Consider the following 15,793-nt stretch of genomic DNA (forward strand, 5'->3'; position numbering starts at 1 on the left):
TGTATGCTAAAGAGCGACTGCACTCACTGCGGTCGCTCTTTTCGTATTTATTGCCGATTCCACGCGCACAGCCGCCGCTCTGTCCAGTCGAGCAGGATGAAGAGCAGCAGGCCCATCATGCTGAGGACGACGATCCCGGCGTACATATCGAGGTAGTTCACGCGCAGCCATGCATCCATGATGTAGTAGCCGATGCCATACTGGGTGCCGAATGTCTCCGTAAAGAAGAGTACGGAGATCGCCGTCGCCATCGCCACGCGCACCGCCGTGATAAACTTCGGCAGCGAGGCGGGCACGATGATATGGCGCACGATCTGCGGGAATGCGGCACCGAGCACACGCAGCGGCGCGTAAGTCTCAGACGGAATCGCCGCCACGGCATCACGCACGGCGACGACAACTTGAAAGACAATGATGAGAAATACGAGCAGCAGCTTGCTCGCCTCCCCAACACCAAAGAGCAGCATAGCAACAGGCAGGAGCGCGATCTTTGGCACGGGATAGGTCAGGTAGAGGGTGGGTGCAAGCAGACGGTTCACGCGTGGGAAATACCCCATCACAATGCCGACGGGATACCCTACGGCAACGGCAGCAAGCAGCCCGAGCACGATACGCAGAAGGCTGTAGCCCGCGTGAACGGCAATCGTGTCAGGGAATTTCTGCACCAGACGCAAGAGCACCAGCTCAGGCGAAGGGATCACAGGCATCTGAAGGAGCTGCGCAACAGCCCACCAGAATGCAAGACACAAGAAAATACCGCATGCAAACATTCGCAGCGAAATCTTTGCCATCACACGCCTCCTCGCGCGATCTTTGCGCGCAGTTCCTGCCCCATCGCAAAGAACTCCGGCGAGGAGCGATGTGCAAGGTCGCCCGCAAAGGGGTTGTCAATGATCTCTGTGACGCGTCCCGGTGCGCCCGTCATGACGGCAATCCGCCCTGCAAGCGTCAGTGCCTCCTCCACATAATGTGTCACAAGCACGGTCGTGACAGCGTGTTTTTTCCAGAGCGAGAGAAAGACCTCCTGCATGGATTCACGCGTAATCGCATCGAGTGCGGAGAACGGCTCATCCATCAGCAGGAGATCGGGTGCGAGCAGAAAGACACGCGCAAGCCCCACGCGCTGCTGCTGTCCGCCCGAGAGCTCACGCGGATAGCGCGTGAGCAGCTCGGACAGCCCAAGATCCAAGACGATCTCATCGAATGTGTTCATTTGCTGTGCATTCCATTCTCCCTTGATCTGCACGCCGAGCAGGATGTTTTCGCGGACGGTCTTCCACGCAAGCAGACCGTAGTTCTGCGGCAGAAAACCGATGCGCAGCGTACGCGGATCGATGAGCGCGCCCTCGCTCGTCACCGTACCCGCCGTCGGACGGATCAGCCCCGCCCCGACGCGCAGCAGCGTCGACTTGCCGCAGCCCGACGCACCGATGAGTGCAAGCACCGTCCCACGCTCGACGCAGAGCGACGTGTCCGCAACTGCATGCACAGCATCCGTCCCCGTTCCATAGTCCACGGACACCCCGGAAAAACACAGCACTCCATCACCCCATCACAAAATCTTTTCTTAGGGATAGTCTAACACAAAATGTCCATTTCGACAAAAAAGAGCACCATCTACACAAAAGCGCAGCGCTTTGAAGTCAATCAACATCATATCGACAAACAGAAAACGATTCGCCGAGGATGCCGAAATCGTCACAATCAGAGAGAAAAGGTTTTAGGCAAAGCCGATCGCCGTCGCATCACCGCGCTGCGCCCCGCCCTCACCAAACATGCCCGCCTTGATCATCCATCTCATGCCAACACCTCACCAGAAAAGGAAAAACGCGCAAACCACCGCCCCACCAAAGATATTCTCATGCAGCTGGTCCAGAAAGAATGCTCGTTTTATATGTGTACGCACCACAATATGAGTTTCACTTGCCACAAATCTATGGTATACTTTTTTATATTTTAATCGGTAAACGCAGGAGGGGCTCATTGTGCGTATTGTAATTGCGGGAGCGGGACGGCTGGGCTACAGCATCGCAGCACTCCTTTCGGAGGAGGGGATGGATGTCGTGGTGGTGGACGGCGAAGAGAGCCAGCTCGAGGCAGCAAAGACGACACTCGACGTGCTGACAATCGAGGCGAATATCGCAAGCCCGCTCACGATGAACGATCCCGACATCAAGAGCGCGGACATTCTCATCGCCGTCACAGACAGCGACGAGGTGAATATCGTCGCCTGCGTGCTCGCAAAAAAACACGGCGTCACGCATACGATTGCACGCATCCGCGACATGAATATTACAGTGGAGGCGGGACAGTATCTCAAAGAAAATTTTGATATTGATCTCGTGCTCAACCCGGAGCTCATCACGGCAAACGAAATCTCCCGCATTCTCATGACCCCCGCCGCACTTAACGTGGAGGACTTCGCACAGGGCAAGGTACGCCTCTTCGAGACGCGCATCCGTCGCCGCTCCGCAATCGCACGCACGCCGCTCAAAGAGCTGAAACTGCCGCATGGCGTACTCGCGGGACTGATCTTCCGCGATCACCGCATGATTATTCCGCACGGTGATGACATGTTCCTCCCTGGAGACAATGCCTATTTCATCGGTCTGCCCGACCGCATCGAAGAGTTCAGTCAGAGCCTCGTGCCGAGCGACACGCACAAATTGAAACGTGCCGCCATCATCGGCGCAGGACGAACGGGACGTGGCCTCGCTCTCCTCCTCGAACGGCAGGGTGTACAGGTAAAGGTGATCGACCGAAATCGCGAGCGCTGCGAACTGCTTGCGGAAAAGCTGACCACTGGGCTTGCGATCTGCGGCGACGGAACGGACATCGACCTCCTGACGGAGGAGGGCGTTGCCGAGGCGGATGTCATCGTCTGCCTGACGGAGGACGATAAACTGAACCTGATGCTCGCACTCCTCGCACGCCATCTCTCGAACAACAAGATCAAGACAGTCGTACGCGTCGACCGCAATGAATACATCGACCTCATGGAGAAGGTCGGCGTCAACATCGCACTCTCGGCCCGTCTGCTCTCAGCAAGTGAGGTGCTTGCCTACGCGCGCGGCGGCGACGTAACGCGTGTGACCCTCTTGGAGGGTGCGCGCGCAGAGGCACTCGAGGTAATCGTCAGTGCCGGTGCTCCCGTTGTCGGCAAGAAGCTGATGAATGCGAATCTCCCGCGCGAATGCCTGGTCTGTGCCTATGTACGTGACGAGGAGGCTGCAATCCCGAATGGCATGACGGAGCTCCAGCCGAACGATCGTGTCATTCTCTTTGTCCTGAAGAGTTTCGCGAAGAAGGCACTTGCCTATTTTGGAGACGACTGATGCGTTTTGATTTGTTCTGGGTGCTCATGGGGCGCACAGCATATGTCTTTGCGCCGCTCTATCTCATCCCGTTCGGCTACGGCTTCGCGTTCGGAGATCCGCTTGCGGGGTCATTTCTCGCGCTCGGCGTGCTGTCGGCAATCCTCGGCATGGTGTTCGGCAATATGGGGCGCAGCCATATGCGCCAGCTCTCGGTACAGGAGGGCACGCTCTTCCTTCTTGCCGTCTGGTTCCTGCTCGCCCTGCTCGGCATGCTGCCGTTCCATCTGGCGGGTCTGCATCTTTCCCCCGTGGATACGTTCTTCGAGTGCATCTCCGCGCTTACGACGACGGGCATGACGACGCTCGGGAATACGCTCCCTCCTTCGCTCATCCTCTGGCGGGGGCTCATGAGCTGGTTCGGCGGGCTGCTCTTTATCGTCATTCTCGTGTCAGTGCTTCCTGTGGTCGGCGGCTGTTTCGGCATGGATTTCAACGTGCGTCAGGAACGCCTCTTCAGTCCGCTCTGGAATCGTATGACGCGTCCCATGCGCGAAATGATGCTGCTCTACAGCGCCATCACCCTTGTCTCCGTCCTAATCTATCTCGCAGCGGGGGATGAAATCTTCCCTGCGCTTATCCTCGCACTCTTTACGATCTCCTCGGGCGCGGGACCGATGACGGGAGGGCTTTCGCCCAAGCCGCTGCTCATGCTTGGGGCGGGGCTCGTCGCCCTGCTCTCCGCGCTTCCGCTGCTCACACTCTGGCAAATGCTGCGCCGGAGGGCGGGAACGTCACTCACACGTCATATGGAGCTGCGTTCTTTCTTTGTACTCCTTCTCGCAGCGGGAGCATTGCTCTCCATTCTCCCCATACTGCACGACACGCAGCCGATTACGGGTGCGCTCAGCTACGGATTTTTTTATGCTGCCTCTTTTCTGTCGACAAACGGCCTGATGCTGCAGGAGGAAGTCCCGCTTCACGGCGGTGCTGCGCTGCTGCTCATCCTGCTTGCAGTCATTGGCGGCTGCATGGGCTCGGCAGCGGGAGGCTTTCGCATATCGCGCGTACTCGTGCTCTTCTCCCTCGCATGGACGGAGCTCCTGCGCACCCTCCACCCGCACATGGTGTTCGCCGTGCGGCAGGGCGGCGGAATCGTTCCCCTGCACTCAGCGGGGCGGATTCTCGTGCTCGCATTCATCTCCGCCGCCGTCTTCTCCCTCAGCAGTCTCCTCATCGCCCTCGCAGGTCTCAGCCCCATCGAGACGATTGCACTGACGGTCTCGTGTCTCACGACGACGGGCGGTGTCGCCTCGCTCACAGATCTTGATACGGCTGCAATGTTGCCCGCTTGGACAAAGGTGATATGCAGCCTGCTGATGATCCTCGGCCGCATCGAAATCTTCGCATTCTTCCTCTTCCTCGGATCGCTCTTCGAGGATACAGCACATACGTGGTAGCAATCTATGAACATCTACACGGTCAACTACATTCTCTCGCGTCTCTCGTTCGCGATGGCGGCAGCGCTCGTGATTCCGCTTGTACTCGCGATTGCAGGCAATGAGCCGAGCCGCCAGGCATTCATGCTGTCCGTCCTCGTCAGTGTCTTCCTCGGTGTCGGCTTCCGCCGCTATGGAACCCCCGCCGACGAACTGACGGCACGCGAGGGCATCGCCATCACGGCATTCGGTTGGTTCACCGGGACATTCCTCGGCATGCTCCCCTATCTCCTCGGCAACTACCTCGGCTTTCTCGACGCCCTTTTTGAAAGCATCTCAGGGTTCACGGGAACAGGTGCAACCGTCTTTTCTTCACTCGGACATCTCCCCTACAGCATTCTCTTCTGGCGGATGATGACAGCGTGGATCGGGGGTCTTGGCATCATCGTCATCTTCATCGCGCTCCTGCCGCAGTCCGGCGCAAGCACAATCTATATGTACAACGCCGAGGGTGCGGGGCCGACGATGGACCGCGTCATGCCGCGTCTGCGCGATATGACTATGGCACTCTTTAAGATTTACCTTGTCTTTACAGCAGTTACAACCCTCATCTTCATGCTCTGCGGCGTCGAGTTCAGCATTGCCGTCACGCACGCAATGTCGACAATTGGAACGTGCGGCTTTTCGACATACGACGACAGTACGATGCACTTTCACAATCTCCCGTTTGAACTGTGGACTGCCCTCTTTATGTTTCTCGCAGGCGGCAGTTTCTCCCTCTACTATCGCGCATGGGTCAAAGGTCCGTCCGTCATTCTTCGCAACACGGAGTTTCGCACCTACCTCGGCATAATCCTAACCTCGGTGCTGCTCATTGCTCTGAATCTCATTGCAGAGATGGGGATGGATTTCACGGCAGCCGTACGCTTCGCCGTCTTTCAAGTGACATCGCTCTCAACAACAGGCTTCGTCTCGGCGGACTTTGAAATGTGGCCGACCTTCTCGAAGCTGCTGCTCCTCCTCCTCATGACAATCGGCGGCTGTGCAGGATCAACTGCAAGCGGCATCAAGGTCGCACGCATCATTCTCCTCGTTCGCAATGCACGCGCTGTGATCCTCCAAAAACTGAACCCGCACCGTGTCGTCGACATCTCGCTGGGCGGTGCACACGTAGACGGCGCGATGCTGCTGCGCGTGGGGACATTCTTCTTCCTCTACGTTACAATCATCTTCGTGACAGCACTCCTCCTCACGATGGACGGACTGCAGCCGTTCGATGCGATTGCCGTTGCGATCACGACGCTCGGCAACATCGGCCCCGCCTTCGGCATTGTGAGCGCAACCTCTACGTACGCACCGCTCTCGGACTTTGCCAAGGGCATCCTCTGCCTCTCCATGCTCCTCGGGCGCCTCGAAATCTTCACCCTGCTCATCCTGCTGCGGCCCTCGTTCTGGCGCAAGACGAAGCGGTGGTAAGCACATATACAAAAACTCTTTGAGCCGTTTATGGTTCAAAGAGTTTTTGTCTTTCGCTTCTTATTTCCTACGCCGCAGTTCCTCAAGCCGCGCAAGCGTGTCACGGTCGATACGCTCGTGCAGTTCGCTGCGGGCGAGCGGCTGGATGTGCGGATTCATGTACTCCGCTTTCATCTGCTTCTTCGCCTTCTTCACAGAGCGGCGCAGCTCGGGGGAGGTGATGCGGTAGGCGCCTGCACCTAGGATAACGCTCTGTTCCGCGCCGTCGGAGGTGACAACGTGCACCTCGCGCCCCGCGCGCACCGCCGTATAGGCAAGCCGTTCAATACAGCTGTCTGCCGTCTCGCCCGCGCCCGTGTAAATAACCCGCATACGGTCGCTGATCTGCAGTTCATGCTCCTCATCCTCGGTAAAGAATGCATCGAACACGACCGTCATCTCGTAATTCTCAAACACACCGTACTCCGTAAGGATGTGCACGAGGACATCACGCGCCTCATCGAGATTGCCGCGCAGACGGATGAGCTCCGGCCATGCGTTGATGACGTTGTAGCCGTCGATGAGATAGTACTCGGGCTCCCGCTGCCTAGCCATGACACACCTTCGCCGTGCGCTGACGCAGCGCCTCATACATCAGAATCGCACCTGCGGCCGAGGCGTTGAGCGAGTTGATCTTCCCACGCATCGGCAGACGTACGGTGAAGTCGCAGAGGTCGCGCGTGAGGCGGCTCATCCCGCGCCCCTCGCTCCCAATGACGAGAACGAGTGCACCTGTGAGGTTCGCACGGTCATACATCTCCTCGCCCGTCATATCCGCGCCCGCAATCCAAAAGCCCTGCTCCTTCAGTGCGCGCATGGTCTGAGCGATGTTGCCGATGCGTGCGACCGGCACGTATTCGAGCGCACCTGCCGAGACGCGTGCAACCGTCTCCGTCAGCGGGACGCTGTGGCGGCGCGGCAGAAGAATCCCATGCACGCCTGCCGCGTCCGCCGTGCGAAGCAGAGCCCCGAGATTCTGCGGATCCTCGATGCCGTCGAGGAGAAGCAGCAGTGGATCCTCTCCGCGCTCTCGCGCCGCCGCAATGATCTCCTCGACGGCGACGTAGGCAACGGGTGCGACATAGGCGATCGCGCCCTGATGGCGCACGCCCTCCGGCACGACAGCATCGAGCTTTGCACGCCCTACCGTGTCGACCACAATGCCATGCTCATGTGCGAGGTCACGCAGCTCATGCGCCGAGCTGCCATGCAGGCCGTCCGCGAGAAGGATACGATTGATGCCGCGTCCCGCCTTGATTGCCTCCACGATGGCGTGCCGTCCGGCAAGAATATGGGCGGGCTGTTCCTCACTGCACTGCTCTGTGTGTTTCTCCATGCGTTTGTCTGCACGTTTCTCCGCGCGTTGTTCCCTTGCTTTCATTGCGCTCCCCCACCTTATCCGCGCGGAACAAATCGCTCCAGCCACGGCTCTGCGGCAACGATCAGGTCGCGCATGCACAGCATCATCTCCTTGATCTCCCACTGTGCACCGGGTGTCAGAACGCGCTTTTCATACACATCCATAAAGGAGCGCAAATTGAGGGTCGTGACAAAATTCGTGCACGCACCGCCCGGCAGAACAAAACGAGCATCCTGTTTTGCAGCGCCGAGGGAAAGAAGATCGTCGTATGCCTGCTGAATCTCACGCATACATGCCATATAACGTGCATATGCCTCCTTGTTGTCCGCCACCGTCTGCGGAACAACATGACCAAAGAGTCCGTCCGCCTGCTTTGCGGACTGTTCGGAGACATAGCGCTGACTCTGCACACTAAGTGAAACACCAATGCGATGGCGGCTGTACTGTGCGAGCAGTGTGCGCGAGACATCCTTAACGGCAAAGGTCATGGAGCAGTGTTCAATGACGGAGAGATGCTTGCTCGTCATAATGCGCTCTAAGAGACGCAGCATCTCTTCGTCCGTCTTTTCCTGTGCGAGCAGCTCGATCGGTGAATCCGCGCTGTAGCACGTCCGCGCCGCCGTCCAACAGGTCTTCAGATAGTTGGGGGTCTTTGCAATCAGTTTAATTTCCATGCGTTTGCTCCTGCTGAATACTCATCATCTCTTTCGCGATGATCTGAAATGCCGCCTCCGTGATCTCCTCGAGGCGCTCGGTCTCCTGCCGGATGTAGAGGCTCCCAAGCAATGCCTCAAAGCCCGTGCTTGTATGATAGTCCGCGACGGATGCACTGCGCGGTGCGTGGCTTTTCGTATTGCGCGCACGCCGATAGATTGTCTGCTCCTCCTCCGTGAGCATATCCGAGATGCCGCGGTAGGCGCGTGCCTGCCAGAGCGCAGAGACGATCTGTGCGCTGAATGCGTGGAGCGCCTGTACCTGCGTCTGCTCGTAGGAGAGAAGCCGCATGCGCACATAGAGATGAAAATAGGCATCGCCTATGTATGCGAGAACAAGCGGATGTATATTCGCTGCATCCACATTCTCATAGCGTGTGCGGATATTGCCCGCCTCATCCGGCAGGAACATCATGCGTACAAGCTGTTGAAACCGTTCAAACTTCATGCGCGGTCAAGCCCTTTTCCAGCGCACGCCTGTCGGCGTGTCCTCGAGCACGACGCCCGCCTCCTTGAGCCCATCGCGGATCTTGTCTGCAACTGCCCAGTTTTTCGCTGCACGCGCCTCCTGCCGAATGCCGATGATGAGATCCATCAACGCATCTGTGAGGCCATCATCCGCTGCCGTCTCCGCCTGCTCGAAAATGCCGATGATCGCCGCCATCGTACGATAGGCTTCTGCCGCCCTCCCGAAGTTCGCCGCATCAAATGCTGCGCCGCGCTCCACCTCCTGATGGTAGCGGTTGATCTCCTTCGCGAGTCCGAACATCTGACTGATTGCAAGTGCTGTATTGAAGTCGTCGTCCATCGCTGCGTCAAAGTCCCGCAGAAACGTCTCCGCCTGTGCCGCCAGCTCTGCAGCCGTGTTCGCCGTTCCCTCGCGCTGTGTGAGCTCCGCAACGACCGCGTTCGCATTGCACAGACGCTCGAGTGCCGTCTGCGCCTCATGCAGACGCTCGTCGCTGAAGTCAAGCGGACTGCGGTAGTGCGTCTGGAGGATGAAGAAGCGAATGACCTCGCCTGGGAACTCCTTTAGGATATCCTTTACCGTAAAGAAGTTGTTCTTCGACTTCGACATCTTCTCGTTGTCAATCGTGATGAATCCGTTGTGCAGCCAGTAACGTGCAAACTTCTCATCACCGTCAATGCACGGCTCCGCCTGTGCGATCTCGTTCTCGTGATGCGGGAAGATCAGATCGTTGCCGCCGCCGTGGAAGTCGAAGGCATCACCGAGATATTTCACGGACATTGCCGAACACTCGATGTGCCAGCCGGGACGCCCCTTCCCCCACGGACTCTCCCACGAGGGTTCACCTGGCTTTGCCGCCTTCCAGAGGGCAAAATCCATCGGATTCTCCTTCGTCTCGTTGACCTCGACGCGCGCACCCGCCTCCATATCATCGAGACTGCGCCCGCTGAGGCAACCATAGCGTGCAAATGCCTCAACGCGGTAGTAGACATCGCCCGCCGCCGTCGCATACGCATAGCCGCGTGCGATCAGCGTCTCAATCATCCGCTGAATGTCCTCCATTGTCTCGGAGACACGCGGAAACACGTCGGCGCGGCGCACATTGAGCGCATCCATCGCCTTGAAGTAAGCGGCGATATAGCGGTCGGAGATCTCCTTCCACGTCACGCCCTCACGGTTCGCAGCACCTATGATCTTATCATCCACATCAGTGAAATTCTGAATGTAGCGCACCTTGTACCCTTTGCGTGCAAGAAAGCGTCGAATGACATCCCATGTGACAAAGGGGCGTGCATTGCCGATATGCGGATCGTTGTACGGCGTCACGCCGCAGCAGTAAATGCTGACCTCCCCCGCGCGCAGCGGATGGAACTCTTCTTTCTTTCGCGTCATTGTATTGTAAACGGTAAGCATGACAACTCTCCTTTATTTTTCTTTTTCCAGTTCGGAGAGACGGGCTTTCAGCGACTCAATCTCCTGCCGCATCTGTTCGAGCATCTCCGCCTCGGGATCGGGCAGCATATCGTGATCGAGATCGACATCCAGCTCGCTCGCGATCTCCTCTGCACTCTCATTGTATGCGAGGGAAAGCTCCCGTGCCTCAAGCAGTTCTGTCTCCGTGCGGACACGATGTCCATTCATCACGACAATGCGGCCGGGAATTCCGACCACCGTTGCGCGCGCAGGGACGGGCTTCAGCACAACGGAGCCGGCGCCGATCTTCGCGTGATCGCCGACGGTAAACGAACCGAGCACCTTTGCGCCCGAGGCGACGACAACGTTGTTGCCGATGGTCGGATGGCGCTTTCCCTTCTCCTTGCCCGTGCCGCCGAGCGTCACTCCTTGATAGAGCGTGACGTTGCGCCCGAGCTCTGCGGTCTCACCAATGACAATGCCCGTGCCGTGGTCGATGAAGAGCCCCTCGCCGATCGTTGCGCCCGGATGGATCTCAATACCCGTCAGAAACCGTCCAAAATTTGAGATCAGGCGTGGGAGAAGCACCCAACCGCGTACGTAGAGCGCGTGTGATATGCGGTGGAGCCAGATGGCGTGCAGTCCTCCGTAACAGAGCAATACCTCGATCGTGCTCCGCGCCGCAGGGTCGCGCTCAAAGACAACGCGGATATCACGCTTGATCCTCGCGAACATAACAGCTTCCTCTCTCCCGAATGCCATACACGCAACAAAAGAAATACGCCCGCGCCTCTTCAGAGACGCCGACGCGCAGATCGCCTTTGATTTCTCCTTTATTGTAACAAAAAAACACCCGCTTGACAAATTTTATCTGCGGGTGTTTTTGGGTATATGGGGCTCAGTTCTCGCGCAGTCCCTCTTCGTTTCGTCCGTGATGCGGCTGTCCGCCGACGATCTGTACCGCACGCATGACCTCGGTCAGAACCTCCACCTCGTATTGGAGTTCCATGCCCTTGGCACGCTGCAGCACAGAGCCCTTGTGCGTAGAGACATAGCGCGGCGGGAGATTGTTCAGCGCAATCATCATCATATCCGTGCGGCAGCGATCGCACATACACACATCCGGATACTGCGGCGCCACACGATTCAGCATGTGCTCCACAGCATCTTCCATATAGTTTTTGAATGGCAGGTGTTGCATCACGACGCTCCTTTCCAGAGCAGCGAATCAGCCCAGACGGACGGTGTAAATCGTTCCCTTGTAAGTCTTTGCCGCAAGGCTCTTCTCCGAGGCGACCGTGTATTCGATCGTGTTCGGTGACCGCTTGCGGATGTAGACCCCCACCTCATCGTCATCATTCACATCATCTGCGTCGATCATGCAGCGCACCATGCGCACCTCCGCGGCCTTCATATGGCCTTTCAGCGCACGCGGTTCCTGCGTATAGTAAAGTTCGAACTCATCCTCGTCCGCATACGTGAAATATGTCCACACACCGTAGTCGACACGCGCATCGATGTCCACCTTGAAGCAGCCGCGCTCGTTCAGACTTCCGAGGAAATACGGGAAGAGAAGCTCGTCATGCTCGTCCACATTCTTGTTGATGATCTTGACATCCTTCCCGCCCTTGCGGCAGCGCAGGAGTCCAAACGCCACGCCCGTCTTCCCTGTGCGCAGGCGGTCGAAGCCATCGTGGAGAATTTTCTTCTCCTTCTCTGCATCCTCCATGCCAAGCGGGAGATAGAGCAGGAACGGTGCATCCTTGCGCTGTGCAGACAACTTGCCGTTCGCCTCCGGCTTCTTGCCCGCTGCGTCTGACTTCTCGGCAGGACGCTCGGAGGTCATCTGGTGCAGTGCATTGATCTGGCGCGCGATGTACTCATCGAAGAGCTTGCGCACCATCGGTGCCTTACATGAGTTGCCCGCGAGAAAGATGTGGATCTGGCGCACATCGCGGCCCTTGAACGCCGTTGCCATCGCCTGAAAGAAGTTATCGACACCGCGGCGAATGCGAGCCTCGAGCGTGCGCTCGAGCTTCTTCACGTCAATGTGCAGACGAATCTCGGCGCGATTGCCCGCATTTCCCGTCTTTTCAGATGAGAAGAGCGTGATCTGCGTATCGAAGCTGTCCCCCGCCGCGAACTCGTCATACCCCTCACGGCGCTCCCAGAAGGGGCGCAGTCGCTCAGCGAGGATCTTATTGTTGAGATGCGATGCAGCATCACGCGTCTCGCGCACGAGTGCCTCTGCCCCCGCGAACGTCTCGCTCTCGGGCGGCAGAGCAAATGTGATCTTGTGTTGACGCATCTCCGCAAGATTGTCCTTGAACACCTCATATGCCAGCAGCTCGAGGATGTTCTCGCCGCCGAGATACATGTCGCTGCCGAAGCCGAACTGCTCGATGACAAACTTGCGGCGTCCGTTCTCCGGCACATACTCTACACCAAAGTCAAAATCCGTCGTGCCGCCGCCGAAGTCAAAGACGCCGTAGGCAACCTCCTCACCCACACGCTTTGGCTCGAGACCGTATGCCTCAAGCGCGCTGATCGCATACGCCGCCGGTTCGTTGGCACCATCGTACACGCGGAAGCGGCGCATCATCTCGGGATCATCAAGCAGCGCCTTCGGCAGAGTCTTTCGGAGACCGCGCTCGAAGCTCATGCGGATGTGCTCCCGCACGCTCTTTTCATAGCCCACAGGGAAGGACAGGATGTAGTCCAGGTAGATGTTGCGGTGCATATTGTTAATGTAGAGGCCGAGATAGTACGCATAGATCTCAATCGGATCAAAGCCGCCCGCATCGAGCGGCTGCGTTTCCGCATACGGCTTGACCTCCTGAATATAGCCGTGCCTGTCCTTTAGGATCGGAGAGTTCGCCGTGTCACGCGTCCAACGCTTGAGCTCGCTGAACACGGAGTAGTAGACCGCAATGCCCTCCGTTGACTGCCGCTCAAAGATCGCATCTGCCGCCTGATGGGATGCCGTCACCTGCGCCCACTCCGTATAGGGACGTCCCTCGCGCGCGCGATAGAGCTGCTTAAACTTCTCGATGTCGATCAGCTCGATCGCCGTCGGATTCTCGTAATCCTGAATCGTCGGCTCGTTTTCGTAGTCTCCCTTGCCGATGCGCAGGAGACGCGCCTCGCGGTCGCGGCAGACGACAACGGTGCTGCGTGTGCCGAAGTCAATGGCACAGGTGCCGTTCATGATAACATCCATCTGCGGCGGGCGCGCGACGAGGAAGTCCGTCGGCGGCAGGCGCAGACAGACGCTGTCCTCGCGCCCCTCCTCCGTCAGCTCCTCATAGAGATCCCAGTGCCCGAGGCTCATATCCGTCAGGAGGCGATCGGCATAGGGCTGAATGTTTGCACGCACATGATCGGTATACAGGAGCGCCTTCTTGAACGGCTCGATGGAAAAATCAAGTGCTACGGAACCCGTGTTGATCGCCGTCTCAATCACGCTTTGAATATCGAAGGTAATGCCAAAGATCGTCTCTTTGAATCGTCCTGCCACCACATCCTCGGCAAACCGATTGTGATCAAAGAGGAGCTGATCCTCCTCGATGCGGATGTAGGAGCGGATCTTCGGATACTCCGCCACCAGACGGCGCAGACGCTCCTCCTGCTCGTGCGAGACATCCTCCGCATTGAACTCGTCCGCAATCCACTTCAGAAAGCTCTGTGCACCACTCTTCTCCGTCGCGAGAGAGAACATATACTTCTTGTTGACAATGGATGCCGTCTCATCCTTCAGCTCCGCAATATCCCTGCCAATCTGCTCTCCAAAACGGAGCGAACTCTCGTAGAAAAACTGCCGAAACGCATTCTTTTTCAAATGTAAGCTGCGCATGAGCACCGGACGCACCGCTGCCTGCACCTCTTTTCGCGCCATTCATTCATCTCCTAACGAAAAATAAATTTCCCTTCCTGTTAGTATTCTTCACCATCCATCAAAATCCTTTTTCAGAACGTCCTAATAAAAAAGTCCTGCGGAACCCCGCAGGACAGATTTTCATATGGTGCGCTCGGCGGGAGTCGAACCCACGCTTTCAGCTCCGGAGGCTAACGTCCTATCCACTGGACTACGAGCGCAATCAAGACACAGACTGCATTATAGCTTAAAACAGGCTATTTGTCGAGAGATTTTTCATCACCGTCCTGCGCCGCAATCGGCTCCCCTGCCGCCTCATGTGCCGGTGAAACAGGGGCAAAGTACCGGCGGATGAGCCCAACCTCGTCGCCGATAAAGAGTGCCACCGGCGACTCACGAAGCATGACAAGCTCCAAGAGGCGTGCCTGCTCAGCAGGATTTTTCTCCTTCATCGCAGCAGGATCGGCCGCAGCGCGTGTGAGCGTGATCGCCTTCTGCTCGTCTGCGACATAGTCGTTCGTCTTGCTGACAATGCTCGCAAGAGGATCGTAGACGTGCTCCGAAAGTTCCAGCGGCGGAGAATTTTTTTCCATCCGCGTATGCAGATCCTGCATATCCCGTTCGAGATCAACCAGCCGCGCATAGGTAATCGCAAGCTCCGTCTCCCCCTCCTTCGCATCGGACAGGATCTGGTGGTAACGCGTCCAGTTGCGGTCCAGCTCGGCAATCTGTTTCTGATACGTTCCCCACCACGGCATAAAGAGCTCCTGCTCGCGCGTAATGGCAGCACGCTCCTCTGCCGTCAGCGGCTCAGGCGGGCGCTCTGCCGTCTGCAGGTGAAAGACAATGCCGCCAAACGCCGCAAGCAGCAGGACGAACACGAGGAAGACGCGCCGCGGCAGATATCGAAACAAGATGATGAGCAGAAGGATGACAAGAACGGTCAAAAGATAGATCAACATAGGCTCCTCCGATGATTCCACGGGTCAGACACCCGCACGCTCCTGCAGAGCCGCACGATTGAGGATGTGTATGCGCCCTCGGGAGGTCTGCACCAAGCCCTCCTGACTGAACTCACGGATGAGACGGCTGACGACTTCCCGCGCCGTCCCGAGATACTGTGCGGTCTCCTCGTGCGTCAGACGGATTTCATCGCTCGCCGTACGTGCGGATTCTGTGAGCAGGAATTTCGCAAGTCTCCGATCTGCCGATGTAAAGAGCATCTGCTGAAACTTCCAGAGCATCTCCGAAAGGCGCGCAACCGCATACTCATACGCATGGGCACGCACCGCCAGATTGGCGTCAAAGATCTCACGCACAGCTTGTGTATCCGAGATAAAGAGCTCCGTCCCCTTCGCTGCCTCAATCGCAATATCACAGGAAACCGCACCGAGAAATGCTGTGCTCGCAAGGAGCGCAATATCCCCCTCGCGCAGGAGATAAAGCGTAAACTCACGCCCCTCCTCCGAGAGGATATAGACACGCAGAGCGCCGGATATGACGTGCAGCGTACCTGCACTGGCAAGAGCACCGCGATGAATGATCTCTCCTTTGACCGCACGCTGAAAGCGCGTATGGGCGATGAGATGCTCCCGCTGTGCATCGGCCAGTGCATTCCACAGCTCGAATCGAGCGATATAATCTTGAAAATGCAAGTCCTTCAAGCCATGTGCCGACATATCCGTCCCCCCTTTTC

The 15,793-nt window shown here is 57.6% G+C and carries 16 protein-coding genes and 1 tRNA gene; 4 read left to right on the forward strand and 13 right to left on the reverse strand.

Annotated features, from left to right (window positions below):
• Positions 1 to 47: 47 nt before the first annotated feature.
• Positions 48 to 791 carry an ABC transporter permease gene (locus BCS37_RS07575; protein ID WP_069180879.1) on the reverse strand — a complete coding sequence of 248 codons (744 nt, stop codon included), beginning with the start codon at positions 789 to 791 and terminating at the stop codon, positions 48 to 50.
• Entirely contained in the window at positions 791 to 1,540 is a 750-nt protein-coding gene (locus tag BCS37_RS07580; protein WP_069180880.1) for an ABC transporter ATP-binding protein, read from the reverse strand. The genes BCS37_RS07575 and BCS37_RS07580 overlap by 1 nt, the downstream gene beginning before the upstream one ends.
• A 48-nt stretch (positions 1,541 to 1,588) precedes the next feature.
• On the opposite strand from BCS37_RS07580, the gene BCS37_RS12070 reads away from it, so the two are divergent.
• The 4 genes from BCS37_RS12070 to BCS37_RS07595 are packed head-to-tail and all read left to right on the forward strand — an operon-like array spanning position 1,589 to position 6,229.
• Positions 1,589 to 1,960 (forward strand): hypothetical protein, encoded by a 372-nt coding sequence (locus BCS37_RS12070; protein WP_159057716.1) that lies wholly within the window; start codon positions 1,589 to 1,591, stop codon positions 1,958 to 1,960.
• Between the two features lie 25 nt (positions 1,961 to 1,985).
• Positions 1,986 to 3,335, forward strand: coding sequence for a Trk system potassium transporter TrkA (gene trkA, locus BCS37_RS07585; protein ID WP_069180881.1), 1,350 nt, complete (start codon positions 1,986 to 1,988; stop codon positions 3,333 to 3,335).
• Positions 3,335 to 4,774 carry a potassium transporter TrkG gene (locus BCS37_RS07590; protein ID WP_069180882.1) on the forward strand — a complete coding sequence of 480 codons (1,440 nt, stop codon included), beginning with the start codon at positions 3,335 to 3,337 and terminating at the stop codon, positions 4,772 to 4,774. Before trkA ends, BCS37_RS07590 begins: the two co-directional genes overlap by 1 nt.
• Positions 4,775 to 4,780: 6 nt before the next feature.
• Positions 4,781 to 6,229: a TrkH family potassium uptake protein gene (locus BCS37_RS07595; protein ID WP_069180883.1), complete on the forward strand. Its 1,449-nt coding sequence runs from the start codon at positions 4,781 to 4,783 to the stop codon at positions 6,227 to 6,229.
• 60 nt (positions 6,230 to 6,289) lie between these two features.
• Here BCS37_RS07595 and BCS37_RS07600 read toward each other — a convergent pair whose 3' ends face one another.
• The 11 genes from BCS37_RS07600 to BCS37_RS07650 form a co-directional block, all read right to left on the reverse strand.
• Positions 6,290 to 6,823 carry an NYN domain-containing protein gene (locus BCS37_RS07600; protein ID WP_069180884.1) on the reverse strand — a complete coding sequence of 178 codons (534 nt, stop codon included), beginning with the start codon at positions 6,821 to 6,823 and terminating at the stop codon, positions 6,290 to 6,292.
• Positions 6,816 to 7,604 carry a 23S rRNA (guanosine(2251)-2'-O)-methyltransferase RlmB gene (gene rlmB / locus BCS37_RS07605; protein WP_107528600.1) on the reverse strand — a complete coding sequence of 263 codons (789 nt, stop codon included), beginning with the start codon at positions 7,602 to 7,604 and terminating at the stop codon, positions 6,816 to 6,818. Before rlmB ends, BCS37_RS07600 begins: the two co-directional genes overlap by 8 nt.
• A gap of 59 nt (positions 7,605 to 7,663) precedes the next feature.
• Positions 7,664 to 8,302: an FAD-dependent thymidylate synthase gene (thyX, locus tag BCS37_RS07610; RefSeq protein WP_069180886.1), complete on the reverse strand. Its 639-nt coding sequence runs from the start codon at positions 8,300 to 8,302 to the stop codon at positions 7,664 to 7,666.
• Positions 8,292 to 8,789, reverse strand: coding sequence for a Mini-ribonuclease 3 (locus BCS37_RS07615; protein ID WP_069180887.1), 498 nt, complete (start codon positions 8,787 to 8,789; stop codon positions 8,292 to 8,294). Before BCS37_RS07615 ends, thyX begins: the two co-directional genes overlap by 11 nt.
• A 6-nt stretch (positions 8,790 to 8,795) precedes the next feature.
• On the reverse strand, positions 8,796 to 10,223 hold the full coding sequence (gene cysS / locus BCS37_RS07620) for a cysteine--tRNA ligase (protein WP_069180888.1): 1,428 nt from the start codon (positions 10,221 to 10,223) through the stop codon (positions 8,796 to 8,798).
• 12 nt (positions 10,224 to 10,235) lie between these two features.
• A complete protein-coding gene (cysE, locus tag BCS37_RS07625) occupies positions 10,236 to 10,958 on the reverse strand; it encodes a serine O-acetyltransferase (RefSeq protein ID WP_069180889.1) in 723 nt (240 codons plus the stop codon).
• A gap of 163 nt (positions 10,959 to 11,121) precedes the next feature.
• On the reverse strand, positions 11,122 to 11,424 hold the full coding sequence (locus BCS37_RS07630; RefSeq protein ID WP_069180890.1) for a late competence development ComFB family protein: 303 nt from the start codon (positions 11,422 to 11,424) through the stop codon (positions 11,122 to 11,124).
• A gap of 27 nt (positions 11,425 to 11,451) precedes the next feature.
• Positions 11,452 to 14,118: a hypothetical protein gene (locus tag BCS37_RS07635; protein WP_069180891.1), complete on the reverse strand. Its 2,667-nt coding sequence runs from the start codon at positions 14,116 to 14,118 to the stop codon at positions 11,452 to 11,454.
• A 125-nt stretch (positions 14,119 to 14,243) separates the two neighbouring features.
• Positions 14,244 to 14,318, reverse strand: a tRNA-Arg gene (locus tag BCS37_RS07640).
• Between the two features lie 36 nt (positions 14,319 to 14,354).
• Positions 14,355 to 15,059, reverse strand: coding sequence for a hypothetical protein (locus BCS37_RS07645; protein ID WP_069180892.1), 705 nt, complete (start codon positions 15,057 to 15,059; stop codon positions 14,355 to 14,357).
• A gap of 24 nt (positions 15,060 to 15,083) precedes the next feature.
• Positions 15,084 to 15,776: a Crp/Fnr family transcriptional regulator gene (locus BCS37_RS07650; RefSeq protein WP_069180893.1), complete on the reverse strand. Its 693-nt coding sequence runs from the start codon at positions 15,774 to 15,776 to the stop codon at positions 15,084 to 15,086.
• Between the last annotated feature and the right edge of the window lie 17 nt (positions 15,777 to 15,793).

It is taken from the genome of Selenomonas sp. oral taxon 920, assembly GCF_001717585.1.
In the GTDB taxonomy this organism is placed as follows: domain Bacteria; phylum Bacillota; class Negativicutes; order Selenomonadales; family Selenomonadaceae; genus Centipeda.